This is a genomic window from Gemella massiliensis (assembly GCF_900120125.1).
Lineage (GTDB): Bacteria > Bacillota > Bacilli > Staphylococcales > Gemellaceae > Gemella > Gemella massiliensis.
This window is the reverse complement of record NZ_LT635546.1, coordinates 548,843-568,230: the sequence shown is the minus strand read 5'-3', so window position 1 is coordinate 568,230 and position 19,388 is coordinate 548,843. Positions and strand designations below refer to the sequence as shown.

23 protein-coding genes are annotated in these 19,388 nt (G+C 29.2%); 18 read left to right on the top strand and 5 right to left on the bottom strand.

Annotation, left to right across the window (positions count from 1 at the left end):
- The first annotated feature begins 210 nt into the window (after nt 1-210).
- Both BQ7358_RS07665 and BQ7358_RS07660 read left to right on the top strand, forming a co-directional pair.
- A complete protein-coding gene (locus tag BQ7358_RS07665; protein ID WP_062173251.1) occupies nt 211-2,322 on the top strand; it encodes a DNA topoisomerase III in 2,112 nt (703 codons plus the stop codon).
- Between the two features lie 175 nt (nt 2,323-2,497).
- Complete coding sequence (locus BQ7358_RS07660) at nt 2,498-3,535, top strand: M42 family metallopeptidase (protein ID WP_062173253.1); 1,038 nt, start codon at nt 2,498-2,500, stop codon at nt 3,533-3,535.
- A gap of 111 nt (nt 3,536-3,646) precedes the next feature.
- Here BQ7358_RS07660 and BQ7358_RS09220 read toward each other — a convergent pair whose 3' ends face one another.
- Together BQ7358_RS09220 and BQ7358_RS09215 are read right to left on the bottom strand one after the other, a co-directional pair.
- Nucleotides 3,647-4,255: a transposase gene (locus BQ7358_RS09220; RefSeq protein ID WP_234971554.1), complete on the bottom strand. Its 609-nt coding sequence runs from the start codon at nt 4,253-4,255 to the stop codon at nt 3,647-3,649.
- A complete protein-coding gene (locus BQ7358_RS09215) occupies nt 4,224-5,048 on the bottom strand; it encodes an ISL3 family transposase (RefSeq protein ID WP_062172723.1) in 825 nt (274 codons plus the stop codon). The genes BQ7358_RS09220 and BQ7358_RS09215 overlap by 32 nt, the downstream gene beginning before the upstream one ends.
- Before the next feature lie 377 nt (nt 5,049-5,425).
- On the opposite strand from BQ7358_RS09215, the gene BQ7358_RS07650 reads away from it, so the two are divergent.
- The 3 genes from BQ7358_RS07650 (at nt 5,426) to BQ7358_RS07640 (ending at nt 7,079) form a co-directional block, all read left to right on the top strand.
- Nucleotides 5,426-5,806, top strand: a complete 381-nt coding sequence (locus BQ7358_RS07650) for a MerR family transcriptional regulator (RefSeq protein ID WP_062173255.1) — start codon at nt 5,426-5,428, stop codon at nt 5,804-5,806.
- A gap of 21 nt (nt 5,807-5,827) precedes the next feature.
- Nucleotides 5,828-6,220 (top strand): cupin domain-containing protein, encoded by a 393-nt coding sequence (locus tag BQ7358_RS07645; RefSeq protein ID WP_062173257.1) that lies wholly within the window; start codon nt 5,828-5,830, stop codon nt 6,218-6,220.
- Between the two features lie 115 nt (nt 6,221-6,335).
- Complete coding sequence (locus BQ7358_RS07640) at nt 6,336-7,079, top strand: SDR family oxidoreductase (protein WP_062173258.1); 744 nt, start codon at nt 6,336-6,338, stop codon at nt 7,077-7,079.
- Between the two features lie 50 nt (nt 7,080-7,129).
- Here BQ7358_RS07640 and BQ7358_RS07635 read toward each other — a convergent pair whose 3' ends face one another.
- Complete coding sequence (locus tag BQ7358_RS07635; RefSeq protein WP_062173260.1) at nt 7,130-7,678, bottom strand: VanZ family protein; 549 nt, start codon at nt 7,676-7,678, stop codon at nt 7,130-7,132.
- A 412-nt stretch (nt 7,679-8,090) separates the two neighbouring features.
- Here BQ7358_RS07635 and BQ7358_RS07630 point away from each other — a divergent pair, with 412 nt between their 5' ends.
- The 11 genes from BQ7358_RS07630 (at nt 8,091) to mltG (ending at nt 16,442) form a co-directional block, all read left to right on the top strand.
- Entirely contained in the window at nt 8,091-9,404 is a 1,314-nt protein-coding gene (locus BQ7358_RS07630) for an APC family permease (RefSeq protein ID WP_062173262.1), read from the top strand.
- A 40-nt stretch (nt 9,405-9,444) separates the two neighbouring features.
- A complete protein-coding gene (alr, locus tag BQ7358_RS07625) occupies nt 9,445-10,569 on the top strand; it encodes an alanine racemase (protein ID WP_082729122.1) in 1,125 nt (374 codons plus the stop codon).
- Nucleotides 10,570-10,800: 231 nt separating this feature from the next.
- Nucleotides 10,801-11,577 carry a Nif3-like dinuclear metal center hexameric protein gene (locus tag BQ7358_RS07620; RefSeq protein ID WP_062173264.1) on the top strand — a complete coding sequence of 259 codons (777 nt, stop codon included), beginning with the start codon at nt 10,801-10,803 and terminating at the stop codon, nt 11,575-11,577.
- Nucleotides 11,578-11,594: 17 nt separating this feature from the next.
- Nucleotides 11,595-11,984 carry a transcriptional regulator MntR gene (gene mntR / locus BQ7358_RS07615; RefSeq protein ID WP_021752603.1) on the top strand — a complete coding sequence of 130 codons (390 nt, stop codon included), beginning with the start codon at nt 11,595-11,597 and terminating at the stop codon, nt 11,982-11,984.
- 12 nt (nt 11,985-11,996) lie between these two features.
- A complete protein-coding gene (locus BQ7358_RS07610; RefSeq protein WP_082729123.1) occupies nt 11,997-12,929 on the top strand; it encodes a thymidylate synthase in 933 nt (310 codons plus the stop codon).
- Nucleotides 12,930-12,943: 14 nt separating this feature from the next.
- Entirely contained in the window at nt 12,944-13,438 is a 495-nt protein-coding gene (locus tag BQ7358_RS07605) for a dihydrofolate reductase (protein WP_062173267.1), read from the top strand.
- Nucleotides 13,439-14,278, top strand: coding sequence for a DegV family protein (locus tag BQ7358_RS07600; RefSeq protein WP_062173270.1), 840 nt, complete (start codon nt 13,439-13,441; stop codon nt 14,276-14,278).
- Nucleotides 14,279-14,291: 13 nt separating this feature from the next.
- The gene (locus BQ7358_RS07595) at nt 14,292-14,546 is read left to right on the top strand and encodes an IreB family regulatory phosphoprotein (protein WP_021752599.1); all 255 of its coding nucleotides are present in this window, start codon (nt 14,292-14,294) and stop codon (nt 14,544-14,546) included.
- Nucleotides 14,547-14,975, top strand: a complete 429-nt coding sequence (ruvX, locus tag BQ7358_RS07590) for a Holliday junction resolvase RuvX (protein WP_062173272.1) — start codon at nt 14,547-14,549, stop codon at nt 14,973-14,975.
- Between the two features lie 21 nt (nt 14,976-14,996).
- Nucleotides 14,997-15,299, top strand: coding sequence for a DUF1292 domain-containing protein (locus BQ7358_RS07585; protein ID WP_062173274.1), 303 nt, complete (start codon nt 14,997-14,999; stop codon nt 15,297-15,299).
- A gap of 3 nt (nt 15,300-15,302) precedes the next feature.
- Complete coding sequence (mltG, locus tag BQ7358_RS07580) at nt 15,303-16,442, top strand: endolytic transglycosylase MltG (RefSeq protein ID WP_062173276.1); 1,140 nt, start codon at nt 15,303-15,305, stop codon at nt 16,440-16,442.
- 198 nt (nt 16,443-16,640) lie between these two features.
- On the opposite strand, the gene BQ7358_RS07575 is transcribed toward mltG, so the two are convergent.
- Together BQ7358_RS07575 and BQ7358_RS08520 are read right to left on the bottom strand one after the other, a co-directional pair.
- Nucleotides 16,641-17,552 (bottom strand): alpha/beta fold hydrolase, encoded by a 912-nt coding sequence (locus BQ7358_RS07575; protein WP_083577646.1) that lies wholly within the window; start codon nt 17,550-17,552, stop codon nt 16,641-16,643.
- Nucleotides 17,553-17,762: 210 nt separating this feature from the next.
- Complete coding sequence (locus tag BQ7358_RS08520) at nt 17,763-18,146, bottom strand: TetR/AcrR family transcriptional regulator (RefSeq protein ID WP_062173280.1); 384 nt, start codon at nt 18,144-18,146, stop codon at nt 17,763-17,765.
- A gap of 148 nt (nt 18,147-18,294) precedes the next feature.
- On the opposite strand from BQ7358_RS08520, the gene BQ7358_RS07565 reads away from it, so the two are divergent.
- Both BQ7358_RS07565 and BQ7358_RS07560 read left to right on the top strand, forming a co-directional pair.
- Complete coding sequence (locus BQ7358_RS07565) at nt 18,295-19,047, top strand: RsmE family RNA methyltransferase (protein WP_062173282.1); 753 nt, start codon at nt 18,295-18,297, stop codon at nt 19,045-19,047.
- A 12-nt stretch (nt 19,048-19,059) separates the two neighbouring features.
- On the top strand, nt 19,060-19,386 hold the full coding sequence (locus BQ7358_RS07560) for a DivIVA domain-containing protein (RefSeq protein WP_021752592.1): 327 nt from the start codon (nt 19,060-19,062) through the stop codon (nt 19,384-19,386).
- Nucleotides 19,387-19,388: the final 2 nt, after the last annotated feature.

Genomic DNA, 19,388 nt, shown 5'->3' with positions numbered 1-19,388 from the left:
TTTAATATTTTTCATTATGATGAAAATATTTTTGGTGAATGATTATGTTTAAATTCAATATAATTCACCATTCTTATTATTTTAAGATAGTCTTTTTATAGTAATAGTTTTAGAAAAAATTAGAATAGAAAACAAAATAAGGTTGTTGTAGTATCTAAATATGGTTCATAATAATTAATAAAAATAAATTTTATAAAAGAGGATATATAGATGAAAAGTGTAGTATTATGCGAAAAACCGTCAGTGGCACGAGATATTGCCAGAAATCTCGGTGCTAAAAATAACAAAAATGGTTGTTTGGAAGGGGATAAATATATTGTTACTTGGGCTTTAGGGCATTTAGTAACACTTCAAACACCGGATAAATATAAAGAATTTAATAATATCGGGTTAGAAAAGCTTCCTATGATTCCAAAACATATGAAAACGGAAATTATAAAAAAAACTTTTAAACAATATAAAATAATAGAAAATGCACTAAATAGAAAAGATGTAAGTGAAGTGATTATTGCGACTGACGCTGGACGTGAGGGAGAATTGGTTGCAAGGTATATATTAGAAAAAGCCAACTTTAAAAAAAATATAAAACGCCTCTGGATTTCTTCGGTTACTGATAAAGCAATAAAAGACGGTTTTAAAAATTTAAAAAGTGGTAATGACTATCTCGGATTATATTATTCAGGGTTGGCACGTGCTAATGCTGATTGGTTGTTCGGAATCAACGCTTCAAGGGCATTAACTTTAAAATATAATGCTTCATTAAACTGTGGACGTGTTCAAACTCCTACTCTTCAAATGGTTTTAACAAGAGAAGAAAAAATAAAAAATTTTAAATCAAGGAAATTCTACACTTTTGAATGTAATATAGAAGGTGTAAAATTTACCTGTAATGAAAGTGAGTTTAGTTTAGAAAAAGCAGAACAGTTTGTGAAAGAAAATCGTAATAAAGTAATTTATTTTGATAAAGTGGAAATAAAAGAAAGAAAATCTTCAGCGAAACCTTTATATAACCTTACAGATATTCAACAAACAGCCAGTAATTTATTTGGTTTATCTCCTAAACAAACGCTAAACATAATGCAAAATCTTTATGAACGACATAAAATTTTAACTTATCCCAGAACGGACAGCAGATACCTAACAACAGACATGAAATCCACTATTGTAGACAGATTAAAAGCAATAGGTGGAGATTATAAAGAAATAATTTCTAAAATATTAAAAGAAAAAAATTTTAATACAAAAAAAATCATAAATAATTCAAAAGTAAGTGATCACCATGCTATAATTCCAACAGAAGAAAGACCAAATTATATAGTATTAACGGATGTGGAATTAAAAATTTATAACCTTGTAGTGCGAAGATTTTTAGAGAATTTGCTACCGGATTATCACTATGAGGAAATAGCATATGGATTTAGTTTATCGGGAAAGAAATTTCAAACAAAGGGCATAAAAACTATCAACTTAGGATATAAAGTATTAGCAAGTGATGAAATATTAGATAAAAAAATAACTATTGATGAAAAAAATGTAAAATTGGAGAATTTAATGTTTGTAAAAAAGGAAACAACACCGCCTAATTATTATACTGAAGGTAGTTTGATTTATGCAATGGAAAATCCTTTTGAATTTGTTGATGATGAAAATGAGAGAAGGATTTTAAAAGAAACTAATGGTATCGGTACTGTTGCAACAAGAGCGGATATATTGGAAAAACTATTCTCCAACGATTATTTAATACTTGATAATGGTAGAATAAAAACTACAAATAAGGCAAAACAATTACTAAATTTAGTTCCTAAGAAGTTGAAAAGCCCGTCTTTGACGGCAACATGGGAAAAAGAACTTGATAATATCGCAAAAAATAAATTATCAAAAGATAAGTTTTTACATAATATTAAAGAATATACTAAAGAATGTATTACCGAAATAAAGGAAAGCGAAGATAAATTTAAGCATGATAATATTAGTGGGAGAAAATGTGAAGAATGTGGAAACTTTATGCTTGAAGTCAATAAAAAGGGAACTAATATGTTGAAGTGTTCTAATCCAAATTGTCGAAATCGTAAAGTTATTAGTCGTTTAACAAACTTACGTTGTGATACTTGTCATAAAAAGATGACATTATTTGGAAATGGAGAAAACGCCACTTATCGCTGCGTATGTGGAAATTCTTTAAAACAAAAGGAAGTAGATAAGAGAATTAAATCCAATAAAAAGGATAAGGCAAGTAGAGTAGATAAGAGAAAATATATGAAACAGGAAAAATTAGAAAATAATTCACTAAAAGAAAAGTTAGCGGGATTAAAATTAGAATAAAACTGTTTAACTTATAGTTGATAATAAAAAAATATTGTAAATACGTTATTTAAAACAGTCTTAAGATATTATTTTGTATTTTAAGTATAATGATAAATTATTGAAATTAAATATTTGGTAAAATATGAGAGTATGGTATAATCATTTATAGAGTATATTAAAGGGGGATTAACTCATGAAAAAAACTATTAACTATATTACAAAATTAACCGGTATTCCATCACCGACCGGTTACACAAAAAATGTAATGAATTATTTAGTTGATGAGATAGAGCAACTAGGTTACAGCGTTACTAAAGCAAATAAAGGTGGAGTTAGTGTCACAGTTTGTGGAAAAGATGATAGTAAACATCGTGTAATAACGGCACATGTTGATACATTAGGAGCCATCGTAAGAGCTATAAAATCTGATGGTCGTTTAAAACTTGATAAAATAGGCGGTTATCCTTGGAATATGATAGAAGGTGAAAATTGTCTGGTTCATATAGCGAGCAATAATAAAACTGTCAGCGGAACAATTTTGGTTCATCAGACAAGTTGTCATGTGTATCGTGAGGCAGGTACAATAGAGAGAACTCAAGATAATATGGAAGTCAGACTTGATGAAAAAGTAACAAATGCTGAACAAACACGTGCGTTAGGAATAGAAGTAGGTGATTTTATCAGTTTTGATCCACGAACAATAGTTACTGAAACAGGTTTTATAAAAAGTAGATTTTTAGATGATAAAGTTAGTGCTGCAATACTCCTTGATTTATTAAGAAAATATAAAGAAGAAAAAATAGAACTTCCATATACTACACATTTTATGTTTAGTTGTTTTGAAGAAGTTGGACATGGTGCTAACTCCAGCATTCCAAAAGAAGCGGTGGAGTATTTAGCTGTTGATATGGGAGCAATTGGTGATGATCAACAAACCGATGAATATACTGTATCTATCTGTGTAAAAGATGCAAGCGGTCCATATCATTATGAATTTCGCCAGCATCTAGTGGCTCTGGCAAAAGAGAAAAATATACCGTTTAAGTTGGATATTTATCCATTTTATGGAAGTGATGCTTCATCAGCAATGAGAGCAGGGGCAGAAGTAAAACATGCTTTGTTAGGTGCAGGGATAGAATCCAGTCACTCATATGAACGTACTCATGTTGATTCAATAAAGGCAACATATGATATGGTAGATGAATATTTGAGAAGTAGTTTGGTAAAATAATTTTAATTTAGAATAGAAATAAAGGATTGAATTCTGCAATTAGCGGAACTCAATCCTTTTAAATTGGCTCTGTGTCAAATACGGGGCATGAGAAAAAATAAGGATAAAATGCTAAGCAATGCAGTGTTGCTTGGCATTTTTCAAAACGCCCTTAAAAGAAATATTATTTTTATACTCAGAAACAAATAACCTAGAAACAACTAAAATGCGTAATCTAAAGTTATAAAAGCTATTATAACCATAAGAAACTCTCTTTAAAACCTTTATCTTATTATTAATACCCTCCAAAGAACCATTAGAAATAGAATACCTAACACTATTAAGCATATACTCTTTATGTTTTCTCATAGTATTAATAGCCTTACTAACACCATCAGATAAATCGATAGTAGATTTTTCAATTAATTCTTTAAACTCCAACTCATTTCTATACCTTATTGCATATCTAATATCCTGAACTCTCTCATAGCTAGCCTTAAATATACAATCTAATCCTAATAAATAATCTAAAATATCACGTCTAGTAACTAAACTCCTAAAACTCCTATTAAAGAAAAACCTACCATGAGTAACATTACTTTCATCTTCTAATATTAACTTCCAATTATTTTTTAAAAGAGTATAATTAATACCTTTTTGTTTTTTGTAAATATTCATTAGCTTAACTCTAGTTCTATTAAGTTCTCTATTAACATTTTGAATAAAGTTCTCTATTAACATTTTGAATAATATGAAACCTATCTATAACAATTTCAGCATTAGGAAACTTATTTCTAATCAACTTCATATAAGGAGTATAAATATCAATACAAATAGCCTTAACATTACTTCTAGCCTCTTTAGAAAATCTGGAAAAATAATTATTTAAAATATACTCAGTTCTACCATCAACTATATCAATAATCTCATGAGTTAAAGCATCTAAAAAAATAAAACTCATACCATTTTTACTATCTTTAGTAAACTTTAACTCATCAAAGCATAAATACTCAGGTAAGGTATTATAGTTAAGAATGTCTACATGGGATTTACATTTATAAAGAGTTCTTATAACAGTATTAACCGATACATTATTCATTTTGGCTATTTGTTTAAAAGATAAAGTATCAGCTAAATCACTCATTATAGAAAACTTAACATTTTTAGAAATACTACAGTATTTATCTACAAAAGAAGTAGTAGCTACAAATTTTTTATTACAAGTTTTACACTTGAAACGTTGCTTTCTTAGTTCCAAATAAGCAGGGATACCTGATATTTTTAATAGATTAATTCTAGTAAGTTCATTAAAGCCGTTTTTAACTACAGTATAACCTTTATTAAGACAACCACAGCATTCACACTTCTTGGGTTTATATGTTAAGGTACCTTTGAATACAAAGTACTTTTGATTATTTTTTATAGTTTCGTTATGTGTTTTCTCAATAGTTATATTTTTATCTTTTATTTGTAGTAGGTTTTTAATGAATTCTCCCTCTTTTATTTCTTTTGTTTTTGTGTTAAAATTATTCATGACAGATATCCTTTCATAGTTTATTTTTTTGCACTTTAATTATATTGGATATTTGTCTTTTTGTATATTAAAAAACAATACGGGGTATGGATTTTTTTTCATGCCCCGTATTTATTATACAACCTTTAAATTCAGCATTTTGTATTGTAATAATTAACAGTATAAAAAAATTTTAAAATACTGTTGACTTGGAGTAAACTCTAAGGTATATAATAAAAATACAGTTAAGTTGATAAACTTAACAATAAAAATTCAAATATAAATGGAACGCTATAGTATTAAGAGGTGTTGGGGGGATATATGTAGTAATAATAAAAATATCAATGGGAAAACATGTTTGTTACAGAGAAGTTATAATTTATTAAGGGGAAATAATAATGAATATTAAAAAAGCAAGTGAATTATGTGGTGTCAGCACGGATACAATACGTTATTATGAGAGAATCGGTATTTTACCACCAATACCTCGTAATGATAAAGGTATTCGTGAGTTTGGTGATGAAGAAATTCGTTGGATTGATTTTGTTAAACACTTTCGTAATGCGGGAATGAGTATTGAAAAATTAGCAGAGTATATTAATCTTTTTGGGCATGGTGATCATACAATCCCTGCACGAATAGAGTTACTGGAAGAAGAATATAATAGATTGCTTGAAAAAAGAGAAGAAATTCAACGTAATTTAGATCACTTGGAATATAAAATAAAAAACTATAAAACTCATGTTATCCCGGTGGAGAAAAAATTAAAAAAAATATAACAAAGAATAGAGGTGAGTGTAATGGAAAAATTTGAACCATTATTTAATTTAGGTAACCAAAATATTAATTATAAAGAATTTTTTATAGGAGAAAGTTATATAAATATGCTTGTGTCGGACAAAGATATAGATGTTAAAATAGCAAATGTTACATTTGAGCCGGCATGCAGAAACGATTGGCATATTCATCATAATGGGTATCAGATTTTGATGGTAACAGACGGAAAGGGTTGGTATCAAGAAGAAAATAAATCTGCACAAAAATTAACAAAAGGAGATGTTGTCATTATAAAAGACGCTATAAAACATTGGCATGGTGCAACAAAAGATAGTTGGTTCAGTCATGTTGCTATAACAACAGGTACAGCTGAATGGCTAGAAAAAGTGATAGATAGTGAATATAATAAATTATAATTTAGGAGAAGTTACTATGAATAATAATTACAGAACATATATCGAGTATCCTCGTAGTTTAAATGCTCTTAATATCTTAAATGAAGTAACAAATTTTAAAAAGGAGAATTAAAATATGTCAAATAGTAAAGTAATTGTAATAACAGGAGCAAGCAGCGGAATAGGAAAAGCGACGGCACAATTTTTGGCTAAAGATGGACATAAAATTGTCTTAGCTGCACGTCGTAAAGAATTGTTAGAAAAGTTAGTTAGTGAGGTGGAAAGTTTAGGAGGAAAAGCAGTTTATCAGGTAACAGATGTTACAAAAGTAGATGAAGTAGAAAATTTAGCTAAATTAGCAATTGATACTTTTGGAAAAATTGATGTTTGGTTAAATAATGCGGGAATTATGCCACAGTCATTGTTACAAAAAAAATTAATCAAGGATTGGGACGAAACAATTGATATTAATATTAAAGGTGTATTATATGGTATTGGAGCGGCATTACCATATATGGTAAAGAAAAATTCAGGACAATTTATTAATATTTCATCGGTAGCAGGTCATTTTGCTCATGCGGGTGGTGCTGTATATTCAGCTTCTAAATGGGCTGTAAGAGCAATTAGTGAAAGTTTACGTGATGAAATGGCACAAAGCGAATTGAATATTAGAGTAACAGTTATTTCGCCCGGTGCAATACATACAAATTTGTTAAGTAGTGTAACAGATAAAGAAATGAAGGCAGGTTTTGAAGATTTTTATAATACTTATGCTATTCCGGTAGAGCGTGTTGCATTGTCAATAAAACAAGCAATTGATTTACCGGAAGACAGTGCATGGAATGAGGTAATTATTCGTCCGACAAAACAGCGTGTGTAAGGGTATAAATTTAGTAAACAGCTAATGGAAATGATATTCATTAGCTGTTTTTATAATATGTAGTAAATATAATAAATAATGTAGCTTTCGCAAATAAGTGCGGTGCAGTTAAATAAAATTCGAAAATGCTGTTGTTTTAAAATTCCGGATATTAATAAAGTAAGGCATATTCCAATAAAACCGCCTGTTGTATTTGTAATAATATCTGTAATATCGGCATAGCCGATTGCAAAAATATATTGAAAAATCTCATATATTGCACTTAATGATACAGTATAAAATATACCTGAGATAATACTACTATGAGGATATAGAGTTTTGATAAACATACCTAAGGGGATAAAGAATATTACATTTAATATCGGTTCAATATAATCAATATGTCCGTTAACTATTGCTGTACCGGCAAATGGTATAAGATTAATATCAGTCCACGTCACTCCCGGATGCAGTAAAGTACGTGGAGAAGAAATCCATGATAAATTAATTTTTTCTAGTAAACTCCAATGCATTTTAGCTAAAATAACCCATGTTAATATTATCAAATAGATACCCAACAATAGCCATGTTATTAATTTACTGTTTAAAAATTTTTTCATGTATTATCTCCTTGTATAATTTTGAGAATAATATATCATAAATATTTTAAAGTAAGTTAAAATAATTTTTTAACCGTAAATAAAAAGTGTTATAAAAAATGATATTAATACATAATTTTAGTAATAGATGTATTACATTTTATTTCAAAATTTTTAATAAGATATGAAATTAATAATGTTTTATAATTTACATAATATTTTATGTATGTTATATGTTATTTAATAAATTGTACTATTATTTTATATTATAGTAAATAGTCTATATCTAACAAATTAAAGGATATTATATTTTTTATTTATAAAACTGTTATATAAAATTTTTTTCAACTATTTCACTTTATTTTTTATGAAAAATAATATATAATATAATCGCGTAAAGCGATTTCATAAAAAATTAAAGGAGGTTTATATTATGAATGAATTAAAAAAAACGATAGGATTTTTGCCGGCATTTATGACGGTAATAGGGTCGGTAATAGGAGCAGGGGTATTTTTTAAAGCTGCTATTATATATAAAACTACCGGCACAATGAGTTTAGGGTTGCTTGCATGGATTTTAGCGGGGGTAATTACCATCTGTGCGGGGTTGACCGTAGCTGAACTTGCCGCATCTATACCCGAAGTAGGTGGAATGGTTGTCTGGATAGAAAAAGCATATGGAAAGACAGCTGCCTTTTTACTAGGGTGGGCACAGTCGGTTATTTATTTTCCTGCAATGATAGCTGCCCTTTCTGTTATTTTTTCAACACAAGTTTTAAACTTATTAAATTTAGATAAAGTATGGCATATTCCGATCGCATTTTTGGTAGCTGCTTCTTTGATGTTTTTAAATTTTTTAGGTGGAAAAACAGGTGGTATTATCCAAACGGTAGCAACTATTTGTAAATTGATACCATTAATTGCAATTATACTTTTCGGTCTTTTTCAAAAGGATTCACAACCACTACAATTATTTCCGGTAGAAGCAGGAAAGGATATTTCCTTTGCCGGAGGATTAGGCGGCGCTTTACTTGCAGCCATGTTCGCTTATGAAGGATGGACGAATGTGGGTAGTATGGCAGGAGAAATGAAAAATCCTAAAAAAGATTTACCAAAAGCAATTTTTTTAGGATTAGCTGTTGTCATGGCTATATACGTACTTATTAATGTTGCATATTTATTAAGTCTTCCTTTGGATCATATTTCAGGAAATCAAACAGTAGCAAGCGAAGTGGCTGCCAAATTATTTGGCGGTTTGGGTGGTAAAATTTTAACAATAGGAATATTAATTAGTGTTTACGGAGCGATTAACGGTTTTACGATGGCTGGGATTCGTGTTCCATATGCTATGGCAAAAAGTGATCAAATTCCTTTTAAAAATATTTGGACAAAACTGAATAAAGAAGCTATTCCGGTAAATTCAGGGATATTACTTTTAATTTTAGCGGGACTTATGATGTTAACCGGAAGTTTTGATATGTTAACAGATCTTTTAGTTTTTGTAATGTGGTTTTTTTACACTGCGACATTTCTTGCTGTAATAATTTTACGAAAAAAAGATCCTGATTTAGAACGCCCATATAAAGTACCGTTATATCCGGTTATTCCTATAATTGCTATTTTAGGTGGAGGTTATACTTTAATAAGCACTCTTATTTCTCAAACTACATTAGCATTAGGAGGAATAGGACTTACAGTTATAGGTTTATTATTCTATAAAGAATTACATAAAAAATTTAAAAAATAGTTTAATTGTGTTATAATTTAATACAAGATAGGAGTAGAAAATGATAAATGATAGACCCACAAAATTAATTGTTAATTTAGACGCTGTTTTAAATAATTATAAAAAATTTGTTAAATTGGCAGGTGATAAAAAAGTTATTGCTGTAGTAAAGGCAAATTCATACAGTTTAGGAGCTGATAAAATATCGGAACTTTTATATGATAATGGAGCAAGATATTTTGCAGTTGCCACATTAGAAGAAGCAATAGAATTAAGAAAAAAAATAAAAGATGGACTTATTTTAGTATTAGGTGTAACTAATCCTTTAAATGTAAATTATGCTATTGAAAATAATGTGTCATTATGTTGTCCTTCGGAAGATTGGTTAACACAAGCCATATCTGTTGTAAAAAATAATTCAAAATTAAAAGTACATGTAAAACTGGAAACAGGAATGAATAGAATCGGAATTTTTGATAAAGAAGAATTGAGACATGTTGACAATCTTTTAAAATCTGAGAAAATAATATTTGAAGGAGTATTTTCTCATTTTGCACAAGCAGATGGAGAAAATAATATCTACGATAACCAACAAATAGATAAGTTTAATGATTTACTATCTACTTTTACAAAAAAACCTACTTATATCCATTTAGATAACTCAGCAGGTACAATAAAATATCATAATTGCCATGCTGATTATCAATTAGTAAGGGTGGGTATATCTCTTTATGGTGAATATCCGAGTAGTAATATAGAAAAATTATACGGTATAAAATTAGATACGATCGCAAGTCTTGTTAGTAAAGTAACTCATGTTAAAAGAATTAAAAAAGGAAGTAAAGTAGGTTACGGTTCTACATATGAAGCTAAAGAAGATGAATATATAGCAACTATTCCAATAGGTTATGCTGACGGTTTGTTTCGTCGTGCTCAGGGGTATAAGATAATAGTGGGCGATGAGCTTTGTGAAATTGTCGGGCGAGTTTGTATGGATCAATTAATGGTTAGATGTTCGGAAAACATAAAGGTAGGAGATGATGTATTATTTTTTGGAGAATACAATAATAAAAAATTATCTATTGATGATTTTGCAGACTATCAAAATACCATAAGTTACGAAATATTATGTGCTATTCATACAAGAGTTCCACGTGTCTATTTATCAAACGATAAAGAAATATAGTATATAACAACAGCTCCCTTAAAACACAAATTAGTTTTAGGGGAGTTAATTATTAATATATATTTATTCACAAAAATATTTTTAACGGTATTTTATGGTAATAAAGGAGAATTATGATTAATTTTCATAAAATAATATAAATATTTTATTTTTGTTACAATTAAGTTGTCTTCTAGCAAATTTTTTTATAAAATGTTATAATAGTATGAACAATGAAATAGGAGGATAAATATGCCGACTGTAGCAGATGTTTTTAATCATTTAAATAAATTTGCAAATGTTGAACTGGCTGAAAAATGGGATAATGTTGGTTTAATGTTGGGAGATTATAATAATGAAGTTACTAAAGTATTGGTTTGTCTTGATGTGACGACTCAAGTGGTAAAAGAAGCGATTGAAAAAAAAATAGATTTAATTGTTTCTCATCATCCGCTTATTTTTAAACCGATAAAATCATTAAATTTTTCGGATGATTTTAAATCAAGTATAATAAAACTATTAATTCAGAATGATATTTCAGTAATTTCATTTCATACAAATTTGGATTCAGCAAGTTTAGGGCTTAATGATTATTTAGCTAAAAAATTAGAGTTAAATAACATTAAAGTTCTTTTTGAACACAAATTAGATACCGATGCCGGACTAGGTAGATATGGTGATTTAAAAAAAGAACTTTCTTTTGAAAGATTTATTTTTTATTTAAAAGAAAAATTTGAATTATCTAGTGTTAGTGCAGTAGTAGGTAATAAAAAAAATATAAAAACAGTAGCATTGTTAGGTGGTAGCGGTGGTGATTTTATTTATGATTTACCGGAAGTAGATGTGTACTTAACAGGTGATGTCGGCTATCACGTAGCACTTGACGCTATTGAAATGAAAAAAAATGTAATAGATATTGGTCATTTTTCAGAGCATTTGGTAAAAGAGTTATTGCAAACTCATATATTGAAATTAGAGGTTGAGACTTTAAAATCAGAAGTTGAAAAATCACCATTTAAAATTTTATAGGAGGTAAATATATATATATGGCAAAAGCAACTCCAACAATGGAAGATTATATTGAGATAATATATTCGCTTGTACAGAACAAAGGATATGCACGATCTGCAGATATCGCAGAACATTTGAATGTTTATCCGTCTACAGTAACGAAAATGTTGAAGAAATTAGACGTTGAAGGATATATAGTTTATGAAAAATATCGTGGGATAGCCCTTACTAAAAAAGGACATGATATGGGAGAGTATGCTCTTACACGACATGAACTTTTGGAAGATTTTCTTCGAATAATCGGTGTTCATGAGGAAAAAGTGTATGAAGAAGTAGAGGGTATTGAACACCATTTAGGGCGTGATTCTTTGGAAAAAATAAAAGAGTTGGCGACGTACTTAAAAGAAAATAATTATAAAGCATAGTGGAGAATAAGCGTGGCAGATAGACAATATTTAGATTTATGTAAAGAAATTTTAGAAAAAGGAACGCAAAAATCGGATAGAACCGGTGTAGGGACAAAAAGTATATTTGGTTATCAAATGAAGTTTGATTTAACAAAAGGTTTTCCGTTACTTACAACTAAGAAAGTAAATTTTAATTTAGTATGGTCGGAACTTCTTTGGTTTATAAAAGGAGATACTAATATTAAATTTTTATTAGAAAATAAAAATAATATTTGGAATGAATGGGCTTTTAAAAAATGGGTGGAAAGTGATGAATATAATGGACCGGATATGACAGATTTCGGGCATAAATCACTAGTTGATACAGATTTTAATAAGCAATACAAGGAGCAAATGGCTTTATTTAAAGAAAGAATACTTAATGATAAAAAATTTTCTGATAAATATGGAAATCTTGGGAATGTATACGGAAAGCAATGGAGAAATTTCAATGGAGTAGATCAGTTGAAAAATGTTGTAGAACAAATTAAAACAAATCCTAACTCTCGCCGGTTAATTGTTTCTTCTTGGAATCCGGCAGAAGTAGATACCATGGCATTACCACCATGTCACTCTTTATTTCAATTTTATGTGAATGATGGAAAGTTGAGTTGTCAACTTTATCAAAGAAGTGGTGATGTTTTTTTAGGAGTACCTTTTAATATTGCTTCATATTCGTTACTAACTATTTTAATTGCGAAAGAATGCAGATTGGAAGTTGGAGAATTTGTCCATACATTGGGAGATGCTCATATTTATAATAATCATTTTGATCAGGTAAGAGAACAAATGTCAAGAACACCCTTTCCTTTACCAAGTTTAGAAATTACTGATTTTGAAAGTATCTTTGATTTAAAAATAGAAGATGTTAAAGTTGTTGATTATGAAAGTCATCCATTTATAAAAGCACCTATTGCTGTATAGAAAGGGGAGTTATCATGGTATCGTTAATAGTGGCATATGACAAAGAAAAAGGCATCGGTAATGAAAATACTATTCCTTGGCGAATTAAAAATGATATGTCGAGAGTTAAAGAGTTGACAACAGGTCAGACTATTATCATGGGAAGAAAGACGCTGGAAAGTATAGGGCGAGCCTTACCTAATAGAGTTAACAGGGTTTTAACAAGAAATCCGGAAATACTTGGTAATTATAAAAATATAGAAGTTTTTAGCGATGATAAAAAAATTCTTGAGAATATAAAAACAGAAAAAGTATTTATCTTTGGCGGTGGAGCAATATATAATAAATATTTTGATGTTTGTGACGAGATGTTCGTGACGGAAGTAGAAACAGTAACAAATACTGATACGAAGTTTCCGGATTTTTCTTTAGAAGAGTGGGAACTTATTGAAAAAGAAGATTTCAAAAAAGATGATGATAATGAATTTAACTATTCATTTTTACACTACAAAAGAAAAGAGGGAAAATAAATGGAAAAGGTAAAAATAGTTATTGACTCAACAAGTGATTTAACCTTTGACGAGATTGATAAATATGATGTTGAAGTTGTGCCTTTGACAATGACTATTGATGGTGTTGACTACAATTATAAAACAATTGCCAATGATGAATATATAGTAAAAATGAGAACAGCAAATGAATTTTCTACCAGCCAACCGGCGCTTGGGAGTTTTTTGAAAGTATTTGAAAAATGGACAAAAGAAGGATATAAATTATTAGTTCTTACTATATCTTCAGCACTTAGCGGAACATATAATACGGCATTATCGGCAGGAGCAGAATTTAAAGATATTTATGTGGTTGATACAAAAACAACGACACGAGGTATGGTTTATCTATTAGAAGAAGCCATAAAAGAACTTTCAGAAAACATTCCTCTGGAAAAAGTGGTTGTAAAACTTAGAGAAAAAGCGAAAAATATATTAACCTTTGTTACGATAGATAGTTTGGATAATCTTGTAAAAGGCGGGAGGCTTAGCAAATCGGCAGCCCTTATTGGAGGTTTATTAAATATAAAAGTATTGACACAGTTGAGGGAAACAGAACTGGTTGCGGTTGACAAAGTTCGTGGTAAAAAAAAATTAGTACATGCTTTAATAAAAAAAATAATAGATGAAAAAGGTGAACGATCTATTAAAAGAATAAGCCTACCTAATGCTTTGGCAGATGAATATGTTGAGTTAATAAAAAAAGAAGTTAAAGATGAGTTAGATTATGTTGTAAAAGATGAAGATATAATGACTACAACGCCCGCTATTTCAACTCATACAGGGGAAAAAGCAGTAGGGATTATTGTAGAGTTAGTATAATCGGAGGTAGATTATGACGAATTTTGATGAAACAAGACTATTTGACAACAGTTTGTATGATAAAAAAGATATTCATTCTATTTTGAAAAATGTTGTTCTTACAATAAAATCGAAAGGCTACGATCCTATAAATCAATTAATGGGATATATTAAAACGGGAGATCCGATATATATTCCAAGGGATAATCATGCACGTGAGCAAATTAGATTGATAGAAATGGATGATCTATTAGAATATTTATTACACTTTTTTATTCAGGAGTCATAGATGTTAGATAAGAGAATAATGGGACTTGATTACGGTTCTAAAACTATTGGTGTTGCGGTAAGTGATTTACTAGGTTTTACCGCTCAGGGTGTTGAAACTATAAATATTAATGAACAAATAAAAGATTTTAAGATTAAAAGAATAAAAGAACTGGTAGCTGAGTATAATGTTGGAAAAATCGTAGTCGGTTTACCTAAAAATATGGATAACTCTGTTGGATTTCGTGGAGAAGCAACTTTGTATTTTGTAGAGGTGTTAAAAAAGAAAATAAAAAATGTTGAAATTATACTTCAAGATGAAAGACTTACTACTACGGGAGCTAATAGAGTGCTGTTAGAGGCGAATGTTTCCAGAAAAAAAAGAAAAAATGTTATTGATAAAATGGCGGCAGTATTAATATTACAAACCTATTTGGATAAATTAAATTAATAAAATAACGAGGTAATTATTATGCAGGAAAAAGATTTTAAAAAAATTAGTATAGACAATACGGAAGAAATTTATACATTAAGTACATTGGAAGGTGAAGAAAAAGAATATCGTAAAATTTTAGAATTTACTAACCCAACTAATGGAAATCTTTATTATATTTTTGCAGAAGAAGAAACTATTGATGAGGAAGAAATTAGCATTTTCCCTATGATTTGCGTAGAAGATGATGACAATGTGAGATTTGAACCTGTTGAAACTGATGAAGAGTATGATATGATTTCTGAAGTATTGGATACTTTCTACTATGACGAAAGTGAGTAAAAAATGAGAGAAGATAAAATAAGACGCAGGAACGAATTAAGAAAAAAAAATAAGAAAAAGAAAAAAGGGGGAATACTTTCAGTATTTTTCACATTATTGTTAGCGGCTGCGGTTGCTTTTCTTTCATATTTTTATTATGGATTAACACCTGTAGATAAAAATAATAACAACGATATTCAAATAGAAGTAAAAGAGAGTTATGGAAGTCAAAAAATTGCTGAAGAATTAAAAAATAAGGGGTTAATAAGGGATGCTACCATATTTAAGTTATACGCAAAGATGAAACCGAGTTTATCGTTTTATGTAGGTACGTTTAACCTAAAACCAAGTATGAGTGTATCTCAAATAATGGAAGAATTAGGAACTAAAGACAAGGCACGTGCCGGAAATACTTTTGCTGTAATAGAAGGTGATAGTATTTTAAAAATCGCACAAAATTTGGAAAAAACTAAGAAAATAAATGCGGAAGAATTTTTAGAAAAAGTAAACGATGCAAAATTTATCGGTAGACTTAAAGAGAAATTTCCTGAACTAATAACGAATGATATTTATGGGAAAAATATAAAATATGCTTTAGAAGGTTATTTATATCCGGCTGTTTATACTTTGGACGATAATGAAACCGCAGAAACTCTAATTACCAAAATGATAAGTGTAGCTAACGAAAAAATAGTTCCATTGTATAAAGAGAATAAACGTGTTTGGAATATTGCAGGCAAAGATAAACAAATATCCATTCATGAATATATTACAATGGCGAGTATTTTGGAAAAAGAATCTACCAAAGATGGAGAAAATACTAAAATAGCAAGTGTATTTCTTAATAGGTTATCAAGAGGTATGTTGCTTCAAACAGATCCATCTGCTAATTATGCAGCAGATAAATTAACAGGAGCACCTACGCAAAAAGAGTTAATGCTTCAATCACCATATAATACTTATGTTACTAAAGGCTTACCACCGGGACCTATCGCCTCTGTTGGTTTGGTATCGTTTAAGGCGTTAAACAATGCTGAAGATACAGAGTATATATATTTCCTTCATGCCTCAAAAGATGGAAAAGCCTATTTTTCAAAAACTTATGAAGAACATGAACAATTAGCAAAAGAACATATAGATGGTTATATCCCAACTAATAGATAATAAGTATAAAAACTGCATCTCTTCGATGCAGTTTTTTGGGTTGTATATAGTATATATATGAATATGGCGTGAGTATGTAAAGGTGTTGTCAAAGCTATAAAGACAATGGAAAAGCGTAAATAGTATATGCTTATTGACATAGAATAAAAAAATTATACTTTTGTACAATCTTCTTTTGTGTTGGTTATTATAAATCAATTAGTTATTCTGATTTACTTGATAAATAAAATGAGATACAGTTTTCCTTATTTCCTCATCATGACCAACTAAAAGATGACCACCGCTATCAAATATTTTTAATGTGATATTATCAAATCTCTTAACAGAATCAATAAATTTATCATATTTTGTTAGCTTGTCATCTTTAGCTTGGAGAATCAGTACGGGAATTTTTATTGCTTCAACGGGATAATCATCATAATTGACCGGCATATCAGGATTTGTAATCTTACCATCTATTTTAACCCCTGCACTTCTTTTATCAATTGGCAGCATTGTTTTAACCACACTGCTATCCATACCCATTGTGCTTTTAAAAAATGGGCTGATTAAATACATGGCTAAATTATTGCACAAAAAATCAGGTGGAGCTTGATGTAAGTTTATTTTTTCCGGTTTTTTTGTTTCAGGCATTGCAGAGCTGTATAGAATAAGTCCCTTACATCTATTAGGATAATCTAGGGCAAATCGAATAGCTACAGTTCCTCCGGCAGATTCTCCTATAATAAATACCTTATCAATATTTAGTTTATCTAAAAGTTCTACATATGCTTTACATTGCTCTTTTGGGGTACCCTTTCCTAATATATCGCTATTAAGGTATCCAAATCGCGAGGGGGAAATAATTCTGTAATTGTTAGAGAAATTTTTTACACTTTCATAGCCTTGATCAAAACCGCCAAATATCCCATGACAAACAAGTAAGGTTTCTCCGGCTCCGATATCAAGATATTCAATATTTCCATAAGATAAGTTCATTTGATTAGGATGGTAATTGTCCAGCTTTTTCATAGCTTCCTTTAGGTCGCTTTTCAAACGTAATGATGTACTAAGCACATATAAGATTACTAAAATTACAATAAATAGTAGTGTGAATTTTAACCATTTCATTCCTCTAACCCCCAAATATTACAAAATACATTTATAAATGTCTCGATTTCCTTTTTAGCGTCTTCTAATTTATCTTTTTTTTCGTCATATTTTTGAAGTAAAAAATAGATTTGTGAGAAAAACGCATTTGCCATATCTGTTGCGTTTCCAAATTTTATTTTATTTGCCGCTAGCAGTAGAGAAAACACTTTTATCTGATAGGTGATAGGGTCATTCATATAGACGATTAATGTTGCGGTCTTTATAGCGGTCGATAAGAAGCATTTTTCTAAAGTTTGAGGCAATCTCATCTAATAGATAAAATTCAAATAATTCTTGTGCGATATGAATGATATCCATTCGACTTTTATGTAAATATATTTCATTATTGACAGAGTTTTTAGGTAAAAGAAGTGTATTCCTCTTTTTGCTCATATTTTCATAAAAGGTTTTAATGCAACTATCGAAGATTTCCTGCTTATTTTTAAAATGTTTATATAAACTTGGTGCCTTAATATTGACCATCATCGCAATATCCTTGACATAAACGTCAGAATAACCTTTTTGAGCAAAAAGTTTCAAGGCTTCGGATAGTATTTTTTCTTTTGTATTCATGTTCTTCTCCTTTTGGCTAATCAGAATTAACTAATTATATTATAAGCTAATTGAAATTAGCCGTCAAGTTAAGAATAAATTATTATATTGCTTTAAATGTTATAATGGAGTAAAATTGTACATATAGAGAAAATTATCGGGAGAAGTTATGCAACAATATTTTGTAGATGAATTATTTGATGAACATGAGAGATATACTTTATCTAAAAACGATAGTAATCATATTGTAAGAATTATGAGAAAAAAAGAAAATGATAAAGTTTATATTGTATTTAAAGAAAAAATAAAGTATATATGTAATATTATAGATAGTAAAATTGATGGTGTGGTGGTAGAACCTTTTGAAAGAGTATGTACAAGTAATGAATTAACGGTAGAAATTACAGTTGCCATACCACCATTAAAAAATGATAAAATAGAATACTTAATCCAAAAATTAACAGAGTTGGGAGTTGCTAATATTGTACTGTTTAACTCCGAAAGAAATATTGCCAAAATAAAAAAAGATAAAATTGGAAATAAGATACAACGCTGGGAAAAAATTATAAAAGAAGCAGCAGAACAATCAAAAAGAAATTTAATACCAAATATTATCTATGTTGATGGTTTGCAAGAATTAATTAGCTATGGTAAAAATATGGATTATAAGATAGTAGCATATGAAAAGGAGTCTACTAATAATGACAATATTAATTTAAAAAATTTATTATGTAGCGATCTAAATAAAAAATCTATTCTTGCGGTTTTTGGTAGTGAAGGTGGTCTTTCTGAAAATGAAATAAGTAATTTTAGAAATGCTGATTATAAAACTATAGGATTAGGAAAAAGAATTTTACGTGCTGAAACAGCTCCATTATATTTGGTTAGTTGTGTTTCATATTTTAATGAATTTTATAATTAAAGGAGATAAAAGATGAGTGTAGAACTTAATTTGACAGCGAAAAATATTTACGAAAAAGAGTTCAAAAAGAGCCGTTCTAAAGGATATAGTGAGGATGACGTTAATGATTATTTAGATTTAATCATTGAGGATTATATGAAGTTGGATAAGTTATTGACGAAGATAAAAGAGTTGGAAATAGAAAATCAAAATTTGAAAATTAAAATAGAGGCTATTAAAAACACCAATAAAGAGGAAAGACCGCAACAAGTAACAAATCTTGATATATTAAAACGATTATCAAAATTGGAGTTAGCAGTATTTGGACCTGGGCATAGTAAAGAGCAAGATTTATATTAAAG